Origin of the sequence: Pseudomonas caspiana (genome assembly GCF_040224095.2) — a bacterium.
Classification (GTDB): domain Bacteria; phylum Pseudomonadota; class Gammaproteobacteria; order Pseudomonadales; family Pseudomonadaceae; genus Aquipseudomonas; species Aquipseudomonas caspiana.
Genome location: NZ_CP167995.1, coordinates 5,850,871 through 5,865,862, shown reverse-complemented (window position 1 = coordinate 5,865,862; position 14,992 = coordinate 5,850,871). Strand labels below are relative to the sequence as shown.

Here is a 14,992-nt window from a genome sequence, read left to right as displayed (position 1 = left end):
CGCCAGACGTGCAAGCAGGATTAACCAAGAACCCGCAGATAGTTAATGAAAATAATTGATCATGTAGGGGCCTTGCGCCATTAAACCGGCACCCACTCCCGCACTGTGCATGACTTGGTGATCAGAGCCCGGCCCACCTATAGTTGTAGGCCTGTTAAATTCCCCCGCTGCTCATTTCAGGATTGAGGTTGTTGCATGCCGCTCGCTACGTTGATTCGTCGTTCCAGCCTGCCTTGTCCAGAGGTCAGTACCGAGCAGGCGCTGCAGCTGCTTGAGCAACACTATGGGTTAAGCGGCACGCTGAAAGACTTGGGCAGTCAGCAGGATCGTAATTTTCTGCTTGATACCGGCGAGCGGCGTTTCGTGCTGAAAATCTGCCATGGAGATTATTCAACTCTGGAGCTGGAAGCGCAGCATGCTGCGCTCCGGCATCTTGCAGCAGAATCGCGAGCCAGAGTCCCCGGCGTGATGCTTACTGTTACGAACGAGCAACTGTTGTCGCTAGAGATCGGTGGGCATGCAGTGCACGCCAGGCTATTGGAATTTATCGATGGCCAGGCTTTGAGTGATTCAAGTCACCTGCCGCTGGACGTTGTGGTTGAGCTGGGCGAGTTATGCGCAAACGTGGATCGCTCCCTCGCCAGCTTTGAACATCCCGGGCTTGAGCGTGTTTTGCAGTGGGATCCGCGCAATGCCCAAGCCTTGATCAAGCATCTGTTGCCAGTCATTGATAACGATGAAGAGCGCGCGTGTCTCGCGCAGGCGGCCGAACTGGCGCAGCGACGTTTAAGTTCGCTGGTTGCGAAGCTGCCCGTGCAGACAGTGCATCTGGATATCACCGAATATAACGTCGTCTGGACGCGCAGTACTCACCAACGCTGGCAGCTGCAAGGTTTGATCGACTTCGGCGATTTGGTCAGCACCTGGCGGGTAGCTGATCTGTCGGTCACCTGCGCAGCTCTGCTGCACCATGCCGATGGCGACCCGTTATACATCCTGCCGGCCATTCGCGCTTACCACGCGATCAACCCATTGCAACTTGAAGAACTGCAGGCGCTATGGCCTTTGATCGTGGCCCGTGCTGCGGTGTTGGTGCTGAGCAGCGCACAGCAAGCCAGTGTTGAACCTGATAATGCTTACATTCAGGCCAATATCGACAGTGAATGGGGCATCTTCGATGTGGCGACTTCCGTGCCGCTGCCCTTGATGGAGGCAGCGATTCTTGCGGCGGTTAACGTCAGTGCTCCGCCAGCCTCAGTCATCGACTATCAGCCACTGCTGCCCGGCCTGAGCGGGGGAGCGTTCCGATTGGTGGACTTGGGAGTGCTCAGCGAGCACTTTGTCGCGGGCAACTGGACGCAGAACGGCATCGATGAGCAGTTGCTCAAACAGGCTGCACAAGCTACCGGACAGTCAGCCAGTCGGTTCGGGGAGTACCGACTGTCGCGCACCGTGATCGACAGCGCCAAAGAGCCAGAAACTTTCGCCCTGCATGTCGAGCTGTACCTGGCTGCAGCCGCTGCGTTGCACGCACCTTTCAGCGGTACGTTGAGGCTGACCGCTGATGCGGCGTTGTTATTGGTGGGGGCTCAGATGAGCCTGAAAATATGGGGCGCAGGACTGGAGTTGACGCCGGGTGCCAGCGTCGCCGCCGGTGCCATTATCGGCAAGGGTAGCGGTCCATTGCTGTTGCAATTGTGTGGCGTTGAGAACCTGAGCCCGCCGCTCTTTACCACCCCTTCCTGGGCAAGTGCATGGCGGGCTTTGTGTCCGTCGCCTGCGGCGCTGCTGGGATTTGATTGCGATGCGCCCTCGTTGCCCGACTCCGCTGAACTGCTGGCGCGCCGTGACGCAAGCTTCGCCCGATCGCAAAAACACTATTATCAGGCCCCGCCGCAGATCGAGCGTGGCTGGCGCAATCATCTGATCGACATGCAGGGCCGCTCCTATCTGGACATGCTCAACAACGTAGCGGTGCTGGGCCACGGTCATCCGCGCATGGCCACTGAAGCGGCGCGGCAATGGTCGCTGCTGAACACTAATTCGCGCTTTCATTACGCGGCGATTGCCGAGTTTTCCGAACGCTTACTCAAGCTGGCGCCAGAAGGCATGGACCGCGTATTTCTGGTTAACAGCGGCACCGAGGCCAACGATCTCGCGATTCGTCTTGCCTGGGCTTACAGCGGCGGGCGCGACATGCTCAGCGTGCTGGAGGCTTACCACGGTTGGTCAGTGGCGACCGATGCGATTTCTACGTCGATTGCCGATAACCCGCAGGCGTTGAGTACACGTCCGGATTGGGTGCATCCAGTGACCGCGCCAAACACCTATCGCGGCGAGTTTCGAGGTACGGACAGCGCGCCGCAGTATGTACGAAGCGTCGAGCATGTCCTGCAGCAACTGGCGGCACAACAGCGCCAGGTTGCAGGCTTTATCTGTGAGCCGGTATACGGCAATGCCGGTGGGATTTCGCTGCCTGCGGGTTATCTGCAACAGGTCTATCAAAAGATCAGAGAGCAGGGTGGCGTGTGCATCGCCGACGAAGTGCAGGTCGGTTATGGCCGCTTGGGTCATTACTTCTGGGGCTTCGAAGAGCAGGGCGTGGTGCCCGACATCATCACAATGGCCAAAGGGATGGGCAACGGCCATCCACTGGGCGCTGTGATAACCCGCCGTGAGATTGCCGAAGCATTAGAGGCCGAGGGGTATTTTTTCTCCTCGGCAGGCGGCAGTCCGGTCAGTTGCCGGATTGGTATGGCGGTGCTGGATGTCATGGAAGAGGAAAAGCTCTGGGAAAACGCCGAAATCGTCGGCGAGCATTTCAAGTCCCGGCTGCAGGCCCTGATCGATATCCATCCGCTGGTCGGCGCAGTTCACGGCATGGGCTTTTATCTGGGCGTCGAGTTAGTGCGCAATCGCCAGAGCCTGGAACCCGCCACAGAAGAAACCGCCTACCTGTGCGATCGCCTGCGCGATCTTGGCATCTTTATGCAGCCCACCGGCGACTACCTGAACATCCTGAAAATCAAACCACCGATGTGCACCACCCGCCAAAGCGTGGACTTTTTTGTGGATAGCGTGTCGAAGGTGTTGGCTGAGTTGGAATGACTGCTGATGCTCTCGCGGCCAAAGCCGCTCTCTTGAAAGCATGCAAACTACTGGGATTGAAATGCATTTCTGTAGGAGCTGCCGAAGGCTGCGAAGCATTTCTCCTGGTACACCGCGATCGCAGCCTCCGGCAGCTCCTACAGGCCCTGTGTTTGCTGCGCGACCGGGCTTGTACAGATTAAATTGTAGATTTATGTCGGCCTTAAAGCCTGAAATATGTATTTAATTCTGCTTTTTAGCTTTTAACCCCGATTTTTATCGTCTATAAAGTCGCCAACTATCGATTGTTCGATTCGACGCCTCACTGGAGACCTGATCACCCATGACCACTCTCAACAGCACTCCACGCGCCGACGGCTTTTATATGCCTGCCGAGTGGGCTCCTCAGACCCAGACCTGGATGGTCTGGCCTGAGCGTCCGGACAACTGGCGTCTGGGTGGCAAGCCGGTGCAGACGGCTCATGTTGCAGTCGCCAAAGCCATCGCCCGTTTCGAGCCCGTGACTGTCGCGGTCTCGGCAGCCCAATACGACAATGCCCGCGCGCGCCTGAACGTACCCAATATCCGCGTAGTGGAGATCAGTAACGACGACGCCTGGGTGCGCGACACCGGCCCGACCTTCGTGATCAACAATCAAGGCGAAGTGCGTGGTGTGGACTGGGATTTCAATGCCTGGGGTGGATTCGATGGCGGCCTGTACGCGCCCTGGAATCTGGATTCGCAGCTGGCCAGCAAGGTGATGGAAATCGAAAGGTGCCCGCGCTACGCGACGCCAGGATTTGTACTGGAGGGCGGTTCGATCCATGTTGACGGCGAAGGTACGCTGATCACCACCGAGGAATGCCTGCTTAATCGCAACCGTAATCCGCACCTTTCTCGTGAAGAGATTGAAGCAGTGCTTAGCGCCAACCTGGCTGTGGATAAAGTTGTCTGGTTACCGGACGGGCTGTTTAACGACGAAACCGACGGACATGTCGATAACTTCTGCTGCTATGTGCGTCCTGGCGAGGTGTTGCTGGCCTGGACAGATGATCCCAAAGACCCCAACTACCCAAGATGTCACGCGGCATTGAGTATTTTGGAAAACACCCGGGATGCAAAGGGCAGGGCATTTGTCGTCCATAAGATGCCAATCCCGGGTCCTTTGTTCGCCACTGAAGAAGAATGTGCGGGCGTCGATCAGGTGCACGGCAGTCAGGAACGCAATCCTTCGGTGCGTCTGGCGGGTTCTTACGTGAATTTCCTGATCGTTAATGGCGGGATCATTGCCCCCAGCTTTGACGATCCGATGGACGAAAAAGCCTTGGAAATCCTCCAGCAACTGTTCCCGGAGCATGAAGTGGTCATGGTCCCGGGTCGCGAGTTACTGCTGGGTGGCGGCAATATTCACTGTCTCACCCAGCAACAGCCAGCGCCCCATCGGGCCTGAATGAATAGGGGCGGTTACAATCGCGTTACATAGTTGGCGTCGTTCTTGCTGTGATCAAGCCCATCCAAGTGATGGGCTTTTTTGTGGGTTTCGCTTCTGGCGTCTTAACCTGGTGGATGGGTCGACGGCCGGTATTGAAACGTCCCCGCTTAGCCTTTCTGTCACAAAGGGCCAGTACATTTAGCCCCTCACGACTTAAGAGGTTGTCCTATGAACGCAGGTCTAGAGCATCGCGCTCGTGGTTTGTCTGCTAGTAGCGAAACGCGCCAGATGATGGCTGACTGGTTGAGAGCGACCAGTATGCGTAAACCTCAACGCCCGGACGTGAGGCAGATGTTGCTTCAGCGTTATCCGGCGGGCCTTTTCAACGAGGCCGAGCTTGAAGCGCTCCTGAGCGTGCTCAAGGATGAAGGCCTGTCCAAAGACGGTCGAGCAAGACAGTTATAAGCATAGAAAGTTTCGTAAATTGACACTTTTATGACCGGCGGCTAGGATTCGCGTCCTCCGCCTGTGGCCCTTGCGCCATGTACGTGCATCAGTAGTCCACTGCGATGATTTCGTGCGGGCTCCGCGAATATGACATTCGGGAGCCGCAGACACCCTCTGGGTTGTCGCCACAGCGCGTGATCAAATCAGCAGAAAAAAGGACAACTAGAAATGCTCAATAAACGCATCAGTTTGCTTGCACTGGGTCTGATCAGTGCCGGCCAGGTCATGGCTGACAGCCAGGCAGATTCCAAGGGTTTCGTCGAAGACAGCCACCTGAATCTCGCACTGCGCAACGCTTATATCAATCGCGATTACAAAAACGTCGCACCAAACTCTGACCGTGCTGAGTGGGGTCAGGCTTTCACCGCCAACTTCGCATCCGGCTTCACCCAAGGCACCATCGGTGTCGGTGTCGATGCTTTTGGTCTTTACGGTGTTCGTCTGGACGGCGGTAAAGGTCGCAGCGGCGGCGCTGGTATCGACTTCTTCAAGCAGGGCGACAGCGGTGAAGCTGCTGATGATCTCGCGCGTGCCGGCGCTGCCGTCAAAGCACGTATTTCCAACACCGTCATCAAGTACGGCGACCAAATGCCTGCGCTGCCTGTGTTGAGCTATGACAACGGTCGTCTGTTGCCAGAAAGCTTCACCGGTACTCTGATCACTTCCAAAGAAATCGATGGCCTGGAAGTCAACGTCGGTCGCTTCACTCAGGAAGCCCGCAAGTCTGCCGAAGGGCGTGACAGCGGTGGCCTGAAAAGCATCAATGTTTACGGCGCCAGCTACAAGTTCACCGATGAGTTCACCGCAGCGTTCTACGCTTCGGACAACGAAGACGTGTTCAAGAAGCAGTACGTGAACCTGAACTACGTGTTTGCCTTGGCTCCTGACCAGTCGTTGACGTTCGACTTCAACGGCTACAAGACCAAGATGGACAGAAACTTCTCGACAGCCACTGAAGCTGGCGCCCGTGACAACAAGATCTGGAGCCTGGCGGCTACCTGGGCTGTGGGTATCCACTCCTTCACCCTGGCGCACCAGCGCAGCACTGGCGAAACCGGCTACAACTACAGCGGCTACCAAAGTGCAGGCGGCTTCGGTGACGGTGGTAACACTATCTACCTGGCGAACTCCTACTGGTCCGACTTCAACGGCAAGGACGAGCGTTCGTGGCAAGCAGCCTACGGCGTTGACCTGTCCGGTCTGGTCACTCCTGGCCTGAGCTACAAAGCGGCCTACGTGCGCGGTAGCAACATTGATGACGGCACCACTCGTGGCAATGGCACAGAGCGTGAAATCTTCAGCCAGCTGACTTACGTCGTGCAGAGCGGCCCGGCCAAGGACTTGTCCCTGCGTCTGCGCAACTCGTTCCTGCGTGTTTCCAACAACGCCAGCGAATACAACGTTAGCGGCAACGAAACCCGTATCTTCGTTGACTACCCGATCAACGTTTTCTGATGATCGTGTAAAGGGGCGCGCGTAGCGTTCCCCGTGGGACCGGTTAAAGCCGGTCCCACAACGCGTAGATACAATCTTCCTGCCCCATGTACGGCTACTATGTGCTCCAACTTAGCCTGACTCGGTCACTCCCCATGGCCCTCGCTGCACCTCCTGACCTTTCTGATACCGCCGTGCCTGTGCAACCTCTGGCGCGTACTTATCCACGTGGGCGTTACATCGAGCCGCATGAACATGTGTGGGGTCAGGTGCTGTACGCCACCTCGGGTGTAATGTGGGTTGAAACGCCGCTCGAAGCTTTGGTTGTGCCGCCGCAGCGTGCCGTGTGGCTGCCGCCTGGCGTGATACATGGCATTCGCGTGGTCACTGATCTGGAGATGCGCAACATCTACCTGCGTCCAGCCATTGCCGACACGCTGGAAAAAACCGTACAGGTCTTCGAGGTTGGCCGCCTGCTGCGCGAATTGATTCTGGGTTTGGTCGAGCAGGCCGATAATCAGGAGTCGCAGTATTACGATGCACTCGTCGGGCTGGCGCTTCTGGAGCTGCGGCGCGCCAAACGCTCCATTCTGAAAATCCCCATGCCGGATAACTCTGACCGGCGTCTGCGGAGTCTTTGTCAGGCGGTCATGAGCGAGCCGTCGCTGGATATCCCGTTTGAGCAGCATGCCGAAAACGCCGGCGCGAGCGTTCGAACCCTCGCGCGCCTGTTCCAAAGTGCATTAGGCATGGGCTTCGCTGAGTGGCGAAGACAAGTACAGTTGGCGACAGCGGTGGCTGAAATCATCCAGGGCGTACCGATCAGCACGATCGCGCGCTCATTGGGCTATTCGCCCAGCAGCTTCAGCGACATGTTTCGACGTGAGCTGGGCGTGGCGCCTTCGCAGTATTCAGTGGGGGATCGGTAGCGACGCAGCTCCAGGCAAACAAAACATACGCTAATGAATTGAAATGCATCCCTGTAGGAGTGAGCTTGCTCGCGATAGCGTCAGGCCAAAAAATAATTCTCAACAGGTCTACCGTTATCGCGAGCAAGCTCACTCCTACAGGTCCCCGTGTGTTCCTATAGATACGTGTGCATTCATCCTGACCGATATTCAGAAGCCCTTGGCCGATAGCTTTTTCCACCCGCCTCTAAACTGCGTGCATTAGCAAATTGTGCACGGGGTTCATCATGAGTTACCTCATTTCCATCGTTATCGGCATCGGCGTAGGCCTGCTCTATGGCGCTCTTGATTTCCGCTCGCCAGCACCGCCCGCCGTGGCACTGGTTGGCCTGACCGGCATGTTGCTGGGTGAAAAGCTATGGCCAATGGGTAAGCAACTGGTTGCGACCTGGCTGTCCTGATCGATTATTCCTACTTAAAGGAGGCTCCCATGAAAGCCCTGCAATTTTCAAAAACCGGCGATCTTGCAGCCCTGCAATACGTCGAGCTGCCAACGCCCGTACCTGCCCAGAACGAAGTCCTGATCGAGGTCAAAGCCGCTGGCCTGAACCCCAGTGACGTGAAAAACGTTCTCGGGCGTTTTCCCTACACCACATTGCCGAGAGTGCCGGGTCGGGATTTTGCTGGCGTGGTCGTCCAGGGCCCCAAGGAATTGTTGGGGCAGGAAGTCTGGGGTACGGGTAAAGAGCCGGGTTTCTTTCGCGACGGCTCTCACGCGCAGTTTCTGACATTGCCTGCTCAAGGGGTGGCGCTCAAACCAAAGAGTTTGAATTTCAGTCAGGCTGCCAGTCTCGGTGTGCCTTACACCACCGCGTGGGATGCTTTGCAACGCAGCCTGGTTGGCGCCGAAACGCGCTTGCTGGTCATCGGGGCCAATGGCGCAGTGGGTAGCGCGGCACTGGCGCTGGGCAGAATTCTCGGCGCTCGGGTACTGGGCGCAGTGCGTCGCCCGGAGCACATCGTCGCGCTGCAAGAACAGGGTTTCGAAAGCATTCTGCTGGACAAGCCAGAAGGACTTGCGGCGCAGGTTAATGGCGTCTTCCAGAGCGGTGCCGATGTGATTTTCGACACCACCGGCTTCTGGCTTGCGGCTTCAGTGCCTGCGCTGGCCACGTTCGGTCGTATCGCGATCATCGCGGCTCCGGTGGACGGCCACGTAAAGCTGCCGTCGCTGGCGCTGTACCGTAAAGGCGGATCAGTGGTGGGGATCAATTCGCTGCTTTATGACTGCAACGCTTGCGCGAAGATGCTCGATCAGTTTGGCCGGTTCTTCGACGAAGGCAGCTTGCCGCTGCCAACAGGTTTGGTCGAGTCACCGCTGAGCGAAGGCCTGGCGCGGTACGAAGAGGTCAATCAGGGCGCAGGGGAAAAGGTGATTTTGTTGCCATAAGGATATTGTGGGTTGATGCATTCTTAGCAACACCCCTGCCTCGTTGTCCCTGGCAACGCGCTGTCGCGAAGCAAGCATAGGACCTGTAGGCGCTGCCGAAGGCTGCGAAAGCGGTGTGTCAGGATGAATGCTTCGCAGCCTGCGGCAGCTCCTACAGAAATGCCATTCCCGTTCAAGGGTTGGCATTCTGTTTGATGGAGGCGATGCTGCTAGCGGTTAAACCGCTCAACCAATGCGCGCAGTCCGCGGGAGGTGTTTTCCAGTTCGGTGCCCCGTGCTACCGCCGCGTTGGCATTGCTTGCGGAGGTTTCGAAGGTCGCTGCGACGTTATTGATTTGCCGGGAAATGTCCTCCGCCACATGGGACTGTTCTTCGGAGGCGGTCGCCATTTGGTGACCCATATTACTGATACGTGCGATGACCTCGCGGATACCCTGCAAGGCATTTTGCGCTTCGATCACCTGTGCAACGCCATTGTCGGCTTCGCTGATGCCTAGCTGAGCGATGCTCACTGCTTCGTCCGCACCTTTTTTAAGCGACTCGATCACCGCCTGAATCTGTTGGGTCGACTCCCGCGTTTTGCCTGCCAGCGCGCGAACCTCGTCAGCCACCACGGCAAAACCGCGACCTTGTTCCCCGGCTCTGGCTGCTTCGATCGCTGCGTTGAGTGCAAGCAGGTTGGTCTGATCGGCGATCGCCTGAATGACGCTGGCCGCCGACATGATCTGTTGGGTTTCGTTGGCCAGATTATCTACGGCATTGCTGATGCTGGTTACCGTCCCTGCCAGACGCTGAATGGCTTCGCGGGAGGTGCCTGCAACCTTGCTGCCCTGTTCCGCCAGCTCGTTCGCTGTCGTGGCTTCTGCCGCTGTGTGCTGCACGTGTTTGGATACTTCGTTGATGGATGCTGCCATCTCGGTCATGGCCGCAGCCGTCAGGTCGGTTTCCGCACGTTGCTCCAGCAAGGCGTGCTCGCTTTGCGTGGACAGATGCGAAGAGTGCCCGGCTGCTTCCGAGACTTGTGCCGCCAGGTCGCTCAGACGGGTCAGCGCGGTGCGCAGACGAGCATCTTCGCTGACCAACACCATCTCCAGACGAGCGCTGGTCCCGTAGGCGTCGCTGTAGGTCAGGGCGCTCACCGGGTCGGTAAAGGCGCCGGGTGCACTGCGAATGATGCCTGACAGTTGCTGCTCAAAGCGCATGTGCGCCCACCCACCCAAGGCCAGAAACAGCACGGCGGTCGCCACATGAGCAATGGTGCCAGGGAAGAGCACGTTGACACCGACCCCCAGGACGGCAGCAATTGCCGGTACAGCCATTACGCTGAGAAACGCAGTGAGATGACGCGAGCTGGCGACCGCTTTTTTACCGCTGCGCAATCTGGCGTAAAGGGCTTCCGCGCGGCTGACTTGCTCCCTTGTTGGCTTGACCCGTACGGACTCGTAGCCGATCAGTCGGCCGTCTTCGAGGATCGGCGTGACGTAAGCGCTGACCCAGTAATAGTCGCCGTTCTTGCAGCGGTTCTTAACGATGCCCATCCAGCTTTTACCGGCCTTCAGGTAACTCCACATTAATCCGAAGACAGCTGCGGGCATATCAGGATGGCGCACCAGATTGTGCGGGCTACCAATAAGTTCGGCTTGCGAGTAACCCGCGATTTTCGCGAATTCATCGTTGCAGTAGGTGATTTTGCCTTTCGTATCAGTCGCTGAAATCAAGCGTTGTTCGGCAGGGAAAGTTTGTTCAGTTTGAGTGATATGTTTGGCCATCTTCAGCATCCGTATGAAGTTACTTCAGGCACCGGTGAAATCCATTTGCGAGGAATGGGTTCGACCTGTCGGGTGGTCTGTATTCGAGGTTAAAGCTATCTAAAACAGCAGGTTATAGATTATCGCTCGGCCAGCGTCTCTGTCTGGCTTCGAATCGCCGCTTGATTGAGGTCTTCCGTGATGGCTGTGTACACACTCAAATGATGGAGGGAGTATAGATAGCGTCACGCGCTTATCAAATGTCCTGCCTATGACGTTGAAACCTGCTGTCTGGTGGCCTGCTATCGGCCTGCTTCGGGCGTTCTAAAGTCGCAGATGATCAATGGTTGAAACGATTCATCAGCGTGCTGAAAGAAAGTTGTTCGGCCCGGCAACATTGACAAGCGCCATACGAAAGTTTTAAAAACATCGCATTGTTTAATGGCGTGCATGTTTATGCTTCCTACCACCGGTTACGAACTTTCCGCTTTTGGCTTTAATGCCAAGGCGCAGACTCGTGCCTGTGCCGCCAATAAATCGAAGAAACAGTCGCTCATGTGACCGGGGCGCGCTGTCCCGTCAGATGAGCTGACAGGACAATGAGCGCCACGCAGACACTGCCCGCCGCACACCTCCTTTCTCTCGCTTCTGACGGTGACTTTTCGGTCAATCATCAGGAGAACACGCATGTCATCGTTTCAAGGAATCTGGGTTCCGGTCGTCACCCCTTTTCAGAATGACGCCATCGACTTCGGCGCGTTGCGTCGTCTGGTTGCTCATTTGCTGGAGGGTGGCGTTGCAGGGTTAGTAGTCTGCGGCACGACTGGCGAAGCGGCGGCGTTGAGCAAGGCTGAGCAATTGGCAGTGCTTGATGCGGTGCTGGAAATGACCTCGCCAGACAGGGTCGTAATGGGCCTTGCCGGTAATAATCAGGCCGAGCTGTTGCGCTTTCAACAGGACATTCTGCAGCGTCCCATCGCTGGCTTGCTGGTGCCCGCGCCGTATTACATTCGCCCGTCCCAGGCAGCGCTCGAAGTGTTCTTCAATACCGTCGCCGATGCCTCAAGCGTGCCTGTCATTCTCTACGACATTCCTTATCGCACCGGCGCAACCCTGCACAAAGACACCTTGCTACGCATCGTGCAGCATCCTCGAATAGCTGCGATCAAAGACTGTGGCGGCAATCAGGATACGACCCTTGCGCTGCTGGCGAGCGGCAATGTTGATGTACTCGCCGGTGAAGATGCCCAAATGTTCAGCGCCATGTGCCTGGGTGCGACCGGCGCAATCGCTGCCTCAGCGCACATCCATCCACAGCAGTTCGTGCGCTTGCATCGAGAAATCCAAGACGGCCAACTGCAGGCGGCGCGTGACAATTTCTTCCAATTATTAACGCTGATTCAGACTCTGTTTATCGAACCCAATCCCGCCCCGGTTAAAACCGCATTGGCACTGCAAGGCTGGATCAACGACGAGGTGCGTGCGCCGATGCTGGCGAGCTCAGAAGCGATGATTGAGCGATTGCGGGGGATGATCTGAGCGCTAGGGGAGCTTGAGGGCGGCGGCGGGCGTCAGTTTCAGAAAAAACTGACCTGAGAATAAGTCACTGGAATACTTTCTTCTGACCCAACATTGCTCGCTCATTCACGTAACCATTCAAAGTGGCAAATGAACGCTGATAGAAGAAAAGACATATGGCCGTTGCAAGGTGTGATGTGTCACATCACAATGCGTCGATGATTCTTGGGTGGAAACACAAAGGGTTGAGGCTGTTTTTCGAAACGGGTTCAACCAGTGGGATCAGGCCCGATCACTCAAGGAGGTTAGCTCACATACTCACAGTCTTGAATCGCGCGGAAAATCCAGAGGACTTGAATCTCCCTGGCTGGCGGTTGCATCAGCTTAAAGGCAATCTTTCAGGTTTCTGGTCTATCACAGTTACTGCCAATTGGCGGGTGATTTTCAGATTCGTCGAGACGGATGTCGAGTTGGTCAGCTATCTGGACTATCACTGAAGGAGATTGTAATGGGAATGTTCAACCCGCCTCACCCCGGAGCGATCCTGCGCGAGGATGTCATTCCTGGCTTGGACACGACGATAACCGAGTTTGCTAGACACTTAGGCTTTGCCCGAGAAACACTTTCCAGAATTTTGCATGGTCATGCACCGATCAGCCCTGATCTGGCAGTCAGGCTTGAACGGGCAGGGATCAGCACTGCTCGCCTTTGGTTAGGTATCCAGGCTGACTATGATCTGTGGCAGGCGGAGCATCGTGAGCAGCCACCCATTGAGCGCTATGCTCGGGCTAATAATTAAAGCTCCTCCTGAGCGTCGATAGCATTCTGTCGGGTGTCAACTCGCTGATCTGATACGGGAGCTGTGGATGCAATGTTCACAGCTTTTCTCGTGCTGGGACTCTCGTTGCGCAGCGTGCCCCCATTGTCTCGCTTGTAAATTCTGATTCGCACTCTTCTCCATTTTTAGTGACATCCATCACAAATTTTCCCCCGCCCCGGAACTTTTCTCAGATCGGCTGTCTGTTTCAGCGTTGATACACTTTGTTTAAATTTTCCGATGTTTGATGGCACTTTGCTGCTATTTGCCGGTATCTAGCCGGTATCCAGGCTTGCACCTCGCGGTTGATTTTTCCTCTTGCTGGCGCATTTCAAACGAAACGCCTGCGACATATCGATGGAATGTTTATGTTTGCCTCCCCACGGACGTGGCTGCATTCGTGCGCCCTTTTGTTTGCTATCGGTTCGCCTGTGTTCGGCGCAACAGTGCCAACCCCAGGTGATCAGGACCTGATTCGTGATCGACAGAATCGCCTGATTGAAGAACAGCAACGCCGACTCCAGGAACTCAAGGAGCTGCCAGGCTCCAGCACTGAGCCTGCTAAACCGGCTTCGCCCGAAGATGCCCGCTGCTTTCCCATCAAGACGATAGAACTCCAGGGTGCTGAGCGCCTTGACGGCGTTGATCGTGACCGGCTGCTTAAACCTTATGTGGATCGTTGTCTGGCCGTAGCTGACTTGAATGAGCTGCTCAAGGCCGTTACCAACTACTACCTCGATCAAGGGCTGGTCACCAGCCGGGCATATTTGCCGCAACAGGACCTGTCCAAAGGGCACCTGATTGTGTTGGTGGTGGAAGGCAAGCTCGAAAGCCTGAAGAGTGCGCCAGGCAGCAATGTGTCCGACCGCGAGCTGGCGATGGCCTTTCCGGGGAAAAGCGGCGAGGTCCTGAATCTGCGTGAAATCGAGCAACTGGTGGACCAACTCAATCGGTTGCCGTCCAGACAGGCGCAGATGGAGTTGGCGCCAGGTAAAGAGGTGGGTGGCAGTGACGTGCTGGTGCGCAACGAGCCACAGAAGCCTTGGCGTGCAAGCCTTTCGCGCAATAACGATGGGCAGAAAAGTACCGGCGAGCAGCAAGTCGACGCCGGTCTTGAATGGGACAGCCCGTTGGGTATCGCCGACCAGTTGATTGTGCGTGGCGGACACGACGTGGTCAGTGATCACAAGTCCACCTCCAAAAACGCAATGCTCTATTACAACGTCCCGTATGGCTGGTGGAACTTCAGTTACAGCTACAGCCAGAGCGAGTATCGCTCGCAGGCTCAAGGTGATGGGTTCAGCTTCAAACAGAACGGTGACAGCCAGAATCACCAGTTTCTCGCCGAGCGTCTGATCCATCGCGATGCCGTCAGCAAAACCTCGGTCAGTGCCGGATTGGCTCACGTGCGCACCAACAACTACATCGAAGACAGCCGACTTGAGGGCAGCAGTAACCGGATTACTGAAGCGCAGTTCGGTATCAACCATGGTCGGCGGATCGGCAACTCCTTCGTCAACCTTGATCTGGGCATGCAGCAGGGTATCGGTGCATTAGATGCGCAACAGGATGCTCAGCGGCGCGACGAATTGGGCAACCTCACTGCCACTCCGCGCTATCGCAAATACACCGCTACCGCGAGTTACTTGCTGCCGTTCAACTGGCTGGGTGAGTCATTCAGCTTCAGCAGCCTGGCAACCGGGCAGCGCAGTGAAGACGTGCTGTTCAGTTCGCAACGTATCAGCGTCGGTGGCAGCTCTTCCGTGCGTGGCTACAAGGATCAATTCCTGTCTGGCTCCAGTGGTGGCTACTGGCGGAACGAGCTGCGCTGGACGCGGCCGGTAACGCTGGATTGGTTGCGCCCCGCATTCAATCAGTACGGCACCAGCGTCGGTTACGACCAGGGTGTGGTCAGTAACGATCGGTACAGCGGTGGCTTCAACGGGCGCGTGTCGAGTAACTCCCTGCAGCTGTTTGCCCGAGGCGAGCACGTCAGCGCCAGCGTGACGTTCGCCCACTCGCTGGAGCGCCCAAGCGTGCTCACCGAGCGTGAAGCTCCGATCTATTTCCAGGTCGACCTGTTTCTCTAAT

The 14,992-nt window shown here is 56.6% G+C and carries 11 protein-coding genes and 2 pseudogenes; 11 read left to right on the top strand and 2 right to left on the bottom strand.

What is annotated here, in order from left to right; translation table 11 throughout:
* Positions 1 to 195 precede the first annotated feature (195 nt).
* The 7 genes from ABRP31_RS26415 to ABRP31_RS26385 all read left to right on the top strand — a co-directional run bounded on the left by ABRP31_RS26415 (position 196) and on the right by ABRP31_RS26385 (position 8,818).
* Positions 196 to 3,108, top strand: coding sequence for an aminotransferase (locus tag ABRP31_RS26415; RefSeq protein WP_349971175.1), 2,913 nt, complete (start codon positions 196 to 198; stop codon positions 3,106 to 3,108).
* A 322-nt stretch (positions 3,109 to 3,430) separates the two neighbouring features.
* Positions 3,431 to 4,537: an agmatine deiminase gene (gene aguA, locus ABRP31_RS26410; protein WP_087271814.1), complete on the top strand. Its 1,107-nt coding sequence runs from the start codon at positions 3,431 to 3,433 to the stop codon at positions 4,535 to 4,537.
* 210 nt (positions 4,538 to 4,747) lie between these two features.
* Positions 4,748 to 4,984, top strand: coding sequence for a hypothetical protein (locus tag ABRP31_RS26405; RefSeq protein ID WP_349971174.1), 237 nt, complete (start codon positions 4,748 to 4,750; stop codon positions 4,982 to 4,984).
* 210 nt (positions 4,985 to 5,194) lie between these two features.
* Positions 5,195 to 6,481: an OprD family porin gene (locus ABRP31_RS26400; protein WP_349971173.1), complete on the top strand. Its 1,287-nt coding sequence runs from the start codon at positions 5,195 to 5,197 to the stop codon at positions 6,479 to 6,481.
* A gap of 134 nt (positions 6,482 to 6,615) precedes the next feature.
* Positions 6,616 to 7,389, top strand: coding sequence for a helix-turn-helix transcriptional regulator (locus tag ABRP31_RS26395; protein ID WP_349971172.1), 774 nt, complete (start codon positions 6,616 to 6,618; stop codon positions 7,387 to 7,389).
* Positions 7,390 to 7,655: 266 nt separating this feature from the next.
* The gene (locus ABRP31_RS26390) at positions 7,656 to 7,829 is read left to right on the top strand and encodes a DUF1427 family protein (protein WP_087271802.1); all 174 of its coding nucleotides are present in this window, start codon (positions 7,656 to 7,658) and stop codon (positions 7,827 to 7,829) included.
* Between the two features lie 29 nt (positions 7,830 to 7,858).
* A complete protein-coding gene (locus ABRP31_RS26385) occupies positions 7,859 to 8,818 on the top strand; it encodes a zinc-binding alcohol dehydrogenase family protein (protein ID WP_349971171.1) in 960 nt (319 codons plus the stop codon).
* 209 nt (positions 8,819 to 9,027) lie between these two features.
* On the opposite strand, the pseudogene ABRP31_RS26380 reads toward ABRP31_RS26385, so the two are convergent.
* Positions 9,028 to 9,519: pseudogene (locus ABRP31_RS26380) on the bottom strand (methyl-accepting chemotaxis protein); the annotation flags it as partial.
* A gap of 792 nt (positions 9,520 to 10,311) precedes the next feature.
* Positions 10,312 to 10,587, bottom strand: a pseudogene (locus tag ABRP31_RS26375) (PAS domain-containing protein); the annotation flags it as partial.
* Between the two features lie 666 nt (positions 10,588 to 11,253).
* Here ABRP31_RS26375 and dapA point away from each other — a divergent pair.
* The 4 genes from dapA (at position 11,254) to ABRP31_RS26355 (ending at position 14,991) form a co-directional block, all read left to right on the top strand.
* Complete coding sequence (gene dapA, locus ABRP31_RS26370; RefSeq protein ID WP_349971170.1) at positions 11,254 to 12,105, top strand: 4-hydroxy-tetrahydrodipicolinate synthase; 852 nt, start codon at positions 11,254 to 11,256, stop codon at positions 12,103 to 12,105.
* A gap of 197 nt (positions 12,106 to 12,302) precedes the next feature.
* Positions 12,303 to 12,581 carry a type II toxin-antitoxin system RelE/ParE family toxin gene (locus ABRP31_RS26365; protein WP_349971229.1) on the top strand — a complete coding sequence of 93 codons (279 nt, stop codon included), beginning with the start codon at positions 12,303 to 12,305 and terminating at the stop codon, positions 12,579 to 12,581.
* 11 nt (positions 12,582 to 12,592) lie between these two features.
* A complete protein-coding gene (locus ABRP31_RS26360; RefSeq protein ID WP_087271793.1) occupies positions 12,593 to 12,883 on the top strand; it encodes a HigA family addiction module antitoxin in 291 nt (96 codons plus the stop codon).
* A 386-nt stretch (positions 12,884 to 13,269) separates the two neighbouring features.
* Complete coding sequence (locus ABRP31_RS26355; RefSeq protein ID WP_349971169.1) at positions 13,270 to 14,991, top strand: ShlB/FhaC/HecB family hemolysin secretion/activation protein; 1,722 nt, start codon at positions 13,270 to 13,272, stop codon at positions 14,989 to 14,991.
* Position 14,992: the final 1 nt, after the last annotated feature.

Excerpts from the sequence above, each read along its gene's own strand:
- ABRP31_RS26390 (WP_087271802.1), top strand. The coding sequence starts at position 7,656 with ATGAGTTACCTCATTTCCATCGTTATCGGCATCGGCGTAGGCCTGCTC.
- aguA (WP_087271814.1), top strand. The coding sequence starts at position 3,431 with ATGACCACTCTCAACAGCACTCCACGCGCCGACGGCTTTTATATGCCT.
- dapA (WP_349971170.1), top strand. The coding sequence starts at position 11,254 with ATGTCATCGTTTCAAGGAATCTGGGTTCCGGTCGTCACCCCTTTTCAG.
- ABRP31_RS26355 (WP_349971169.1), top strand. The coding sequence starts at position 13,270 with ATGTTTGCCTCCCCACGGACGTGGCTGCATTCGTGCGCCCTTTTGTTT.
- ABRP31_RS26360 (WP_087271793.1), top strand. The coding sequence starts at position 12,593 with ATGGGAATGTTCAACCCGCCTCACCCCGGAGCGATCCTGCGCGAGGAT.
- ABRP31_RS26365 (WP_349971229.1), top strand. The coding sequence starts at position 12,303 with ATGATTCTTGGGTGGAAACACAAAGGGTTGAGGCTGTTTTTCGAAACG.
- ABRP31_RS26395 (WP_349971172.1), top strand. The coding sequence starts at position 6,616 with ATGGCCCTCGCTGCACCTCCTGACCTTTCTGATACCGCCGTGCCTGTG.
- ABRP31_RS26400 (WP_349971173.1), top strand. The coding sequence starts at position 5,195 with ATGCTCAATAAACGCATCAGTTTGCTTGCACTGGGTCTGATCAGTGCC.
- ABRP31_RS26405 (WP_349971174.1), top strand. The coding sequence starts at position 4,748 with ATGAACGCAGGTCTAGAGCATCGCGCTCGTGGTTTGTCTGCTAGTAGC.
- ABRP31_RS26385 (WP_349971171.1), top strand. The coding sequence starts at position 7,859 with ATGAAAGCCCTGCAATTTTCAAAAACCGGCGATCTTGCAGCCCTGCAA.
- ABRP31_RS26415 (WP_349971175.1), top strand. The coding sequence starts at position 196 with ATGCCGCTCGCTACGTTGATTCGTCGTTCCAGCCTGCCTTGTCCAGAG.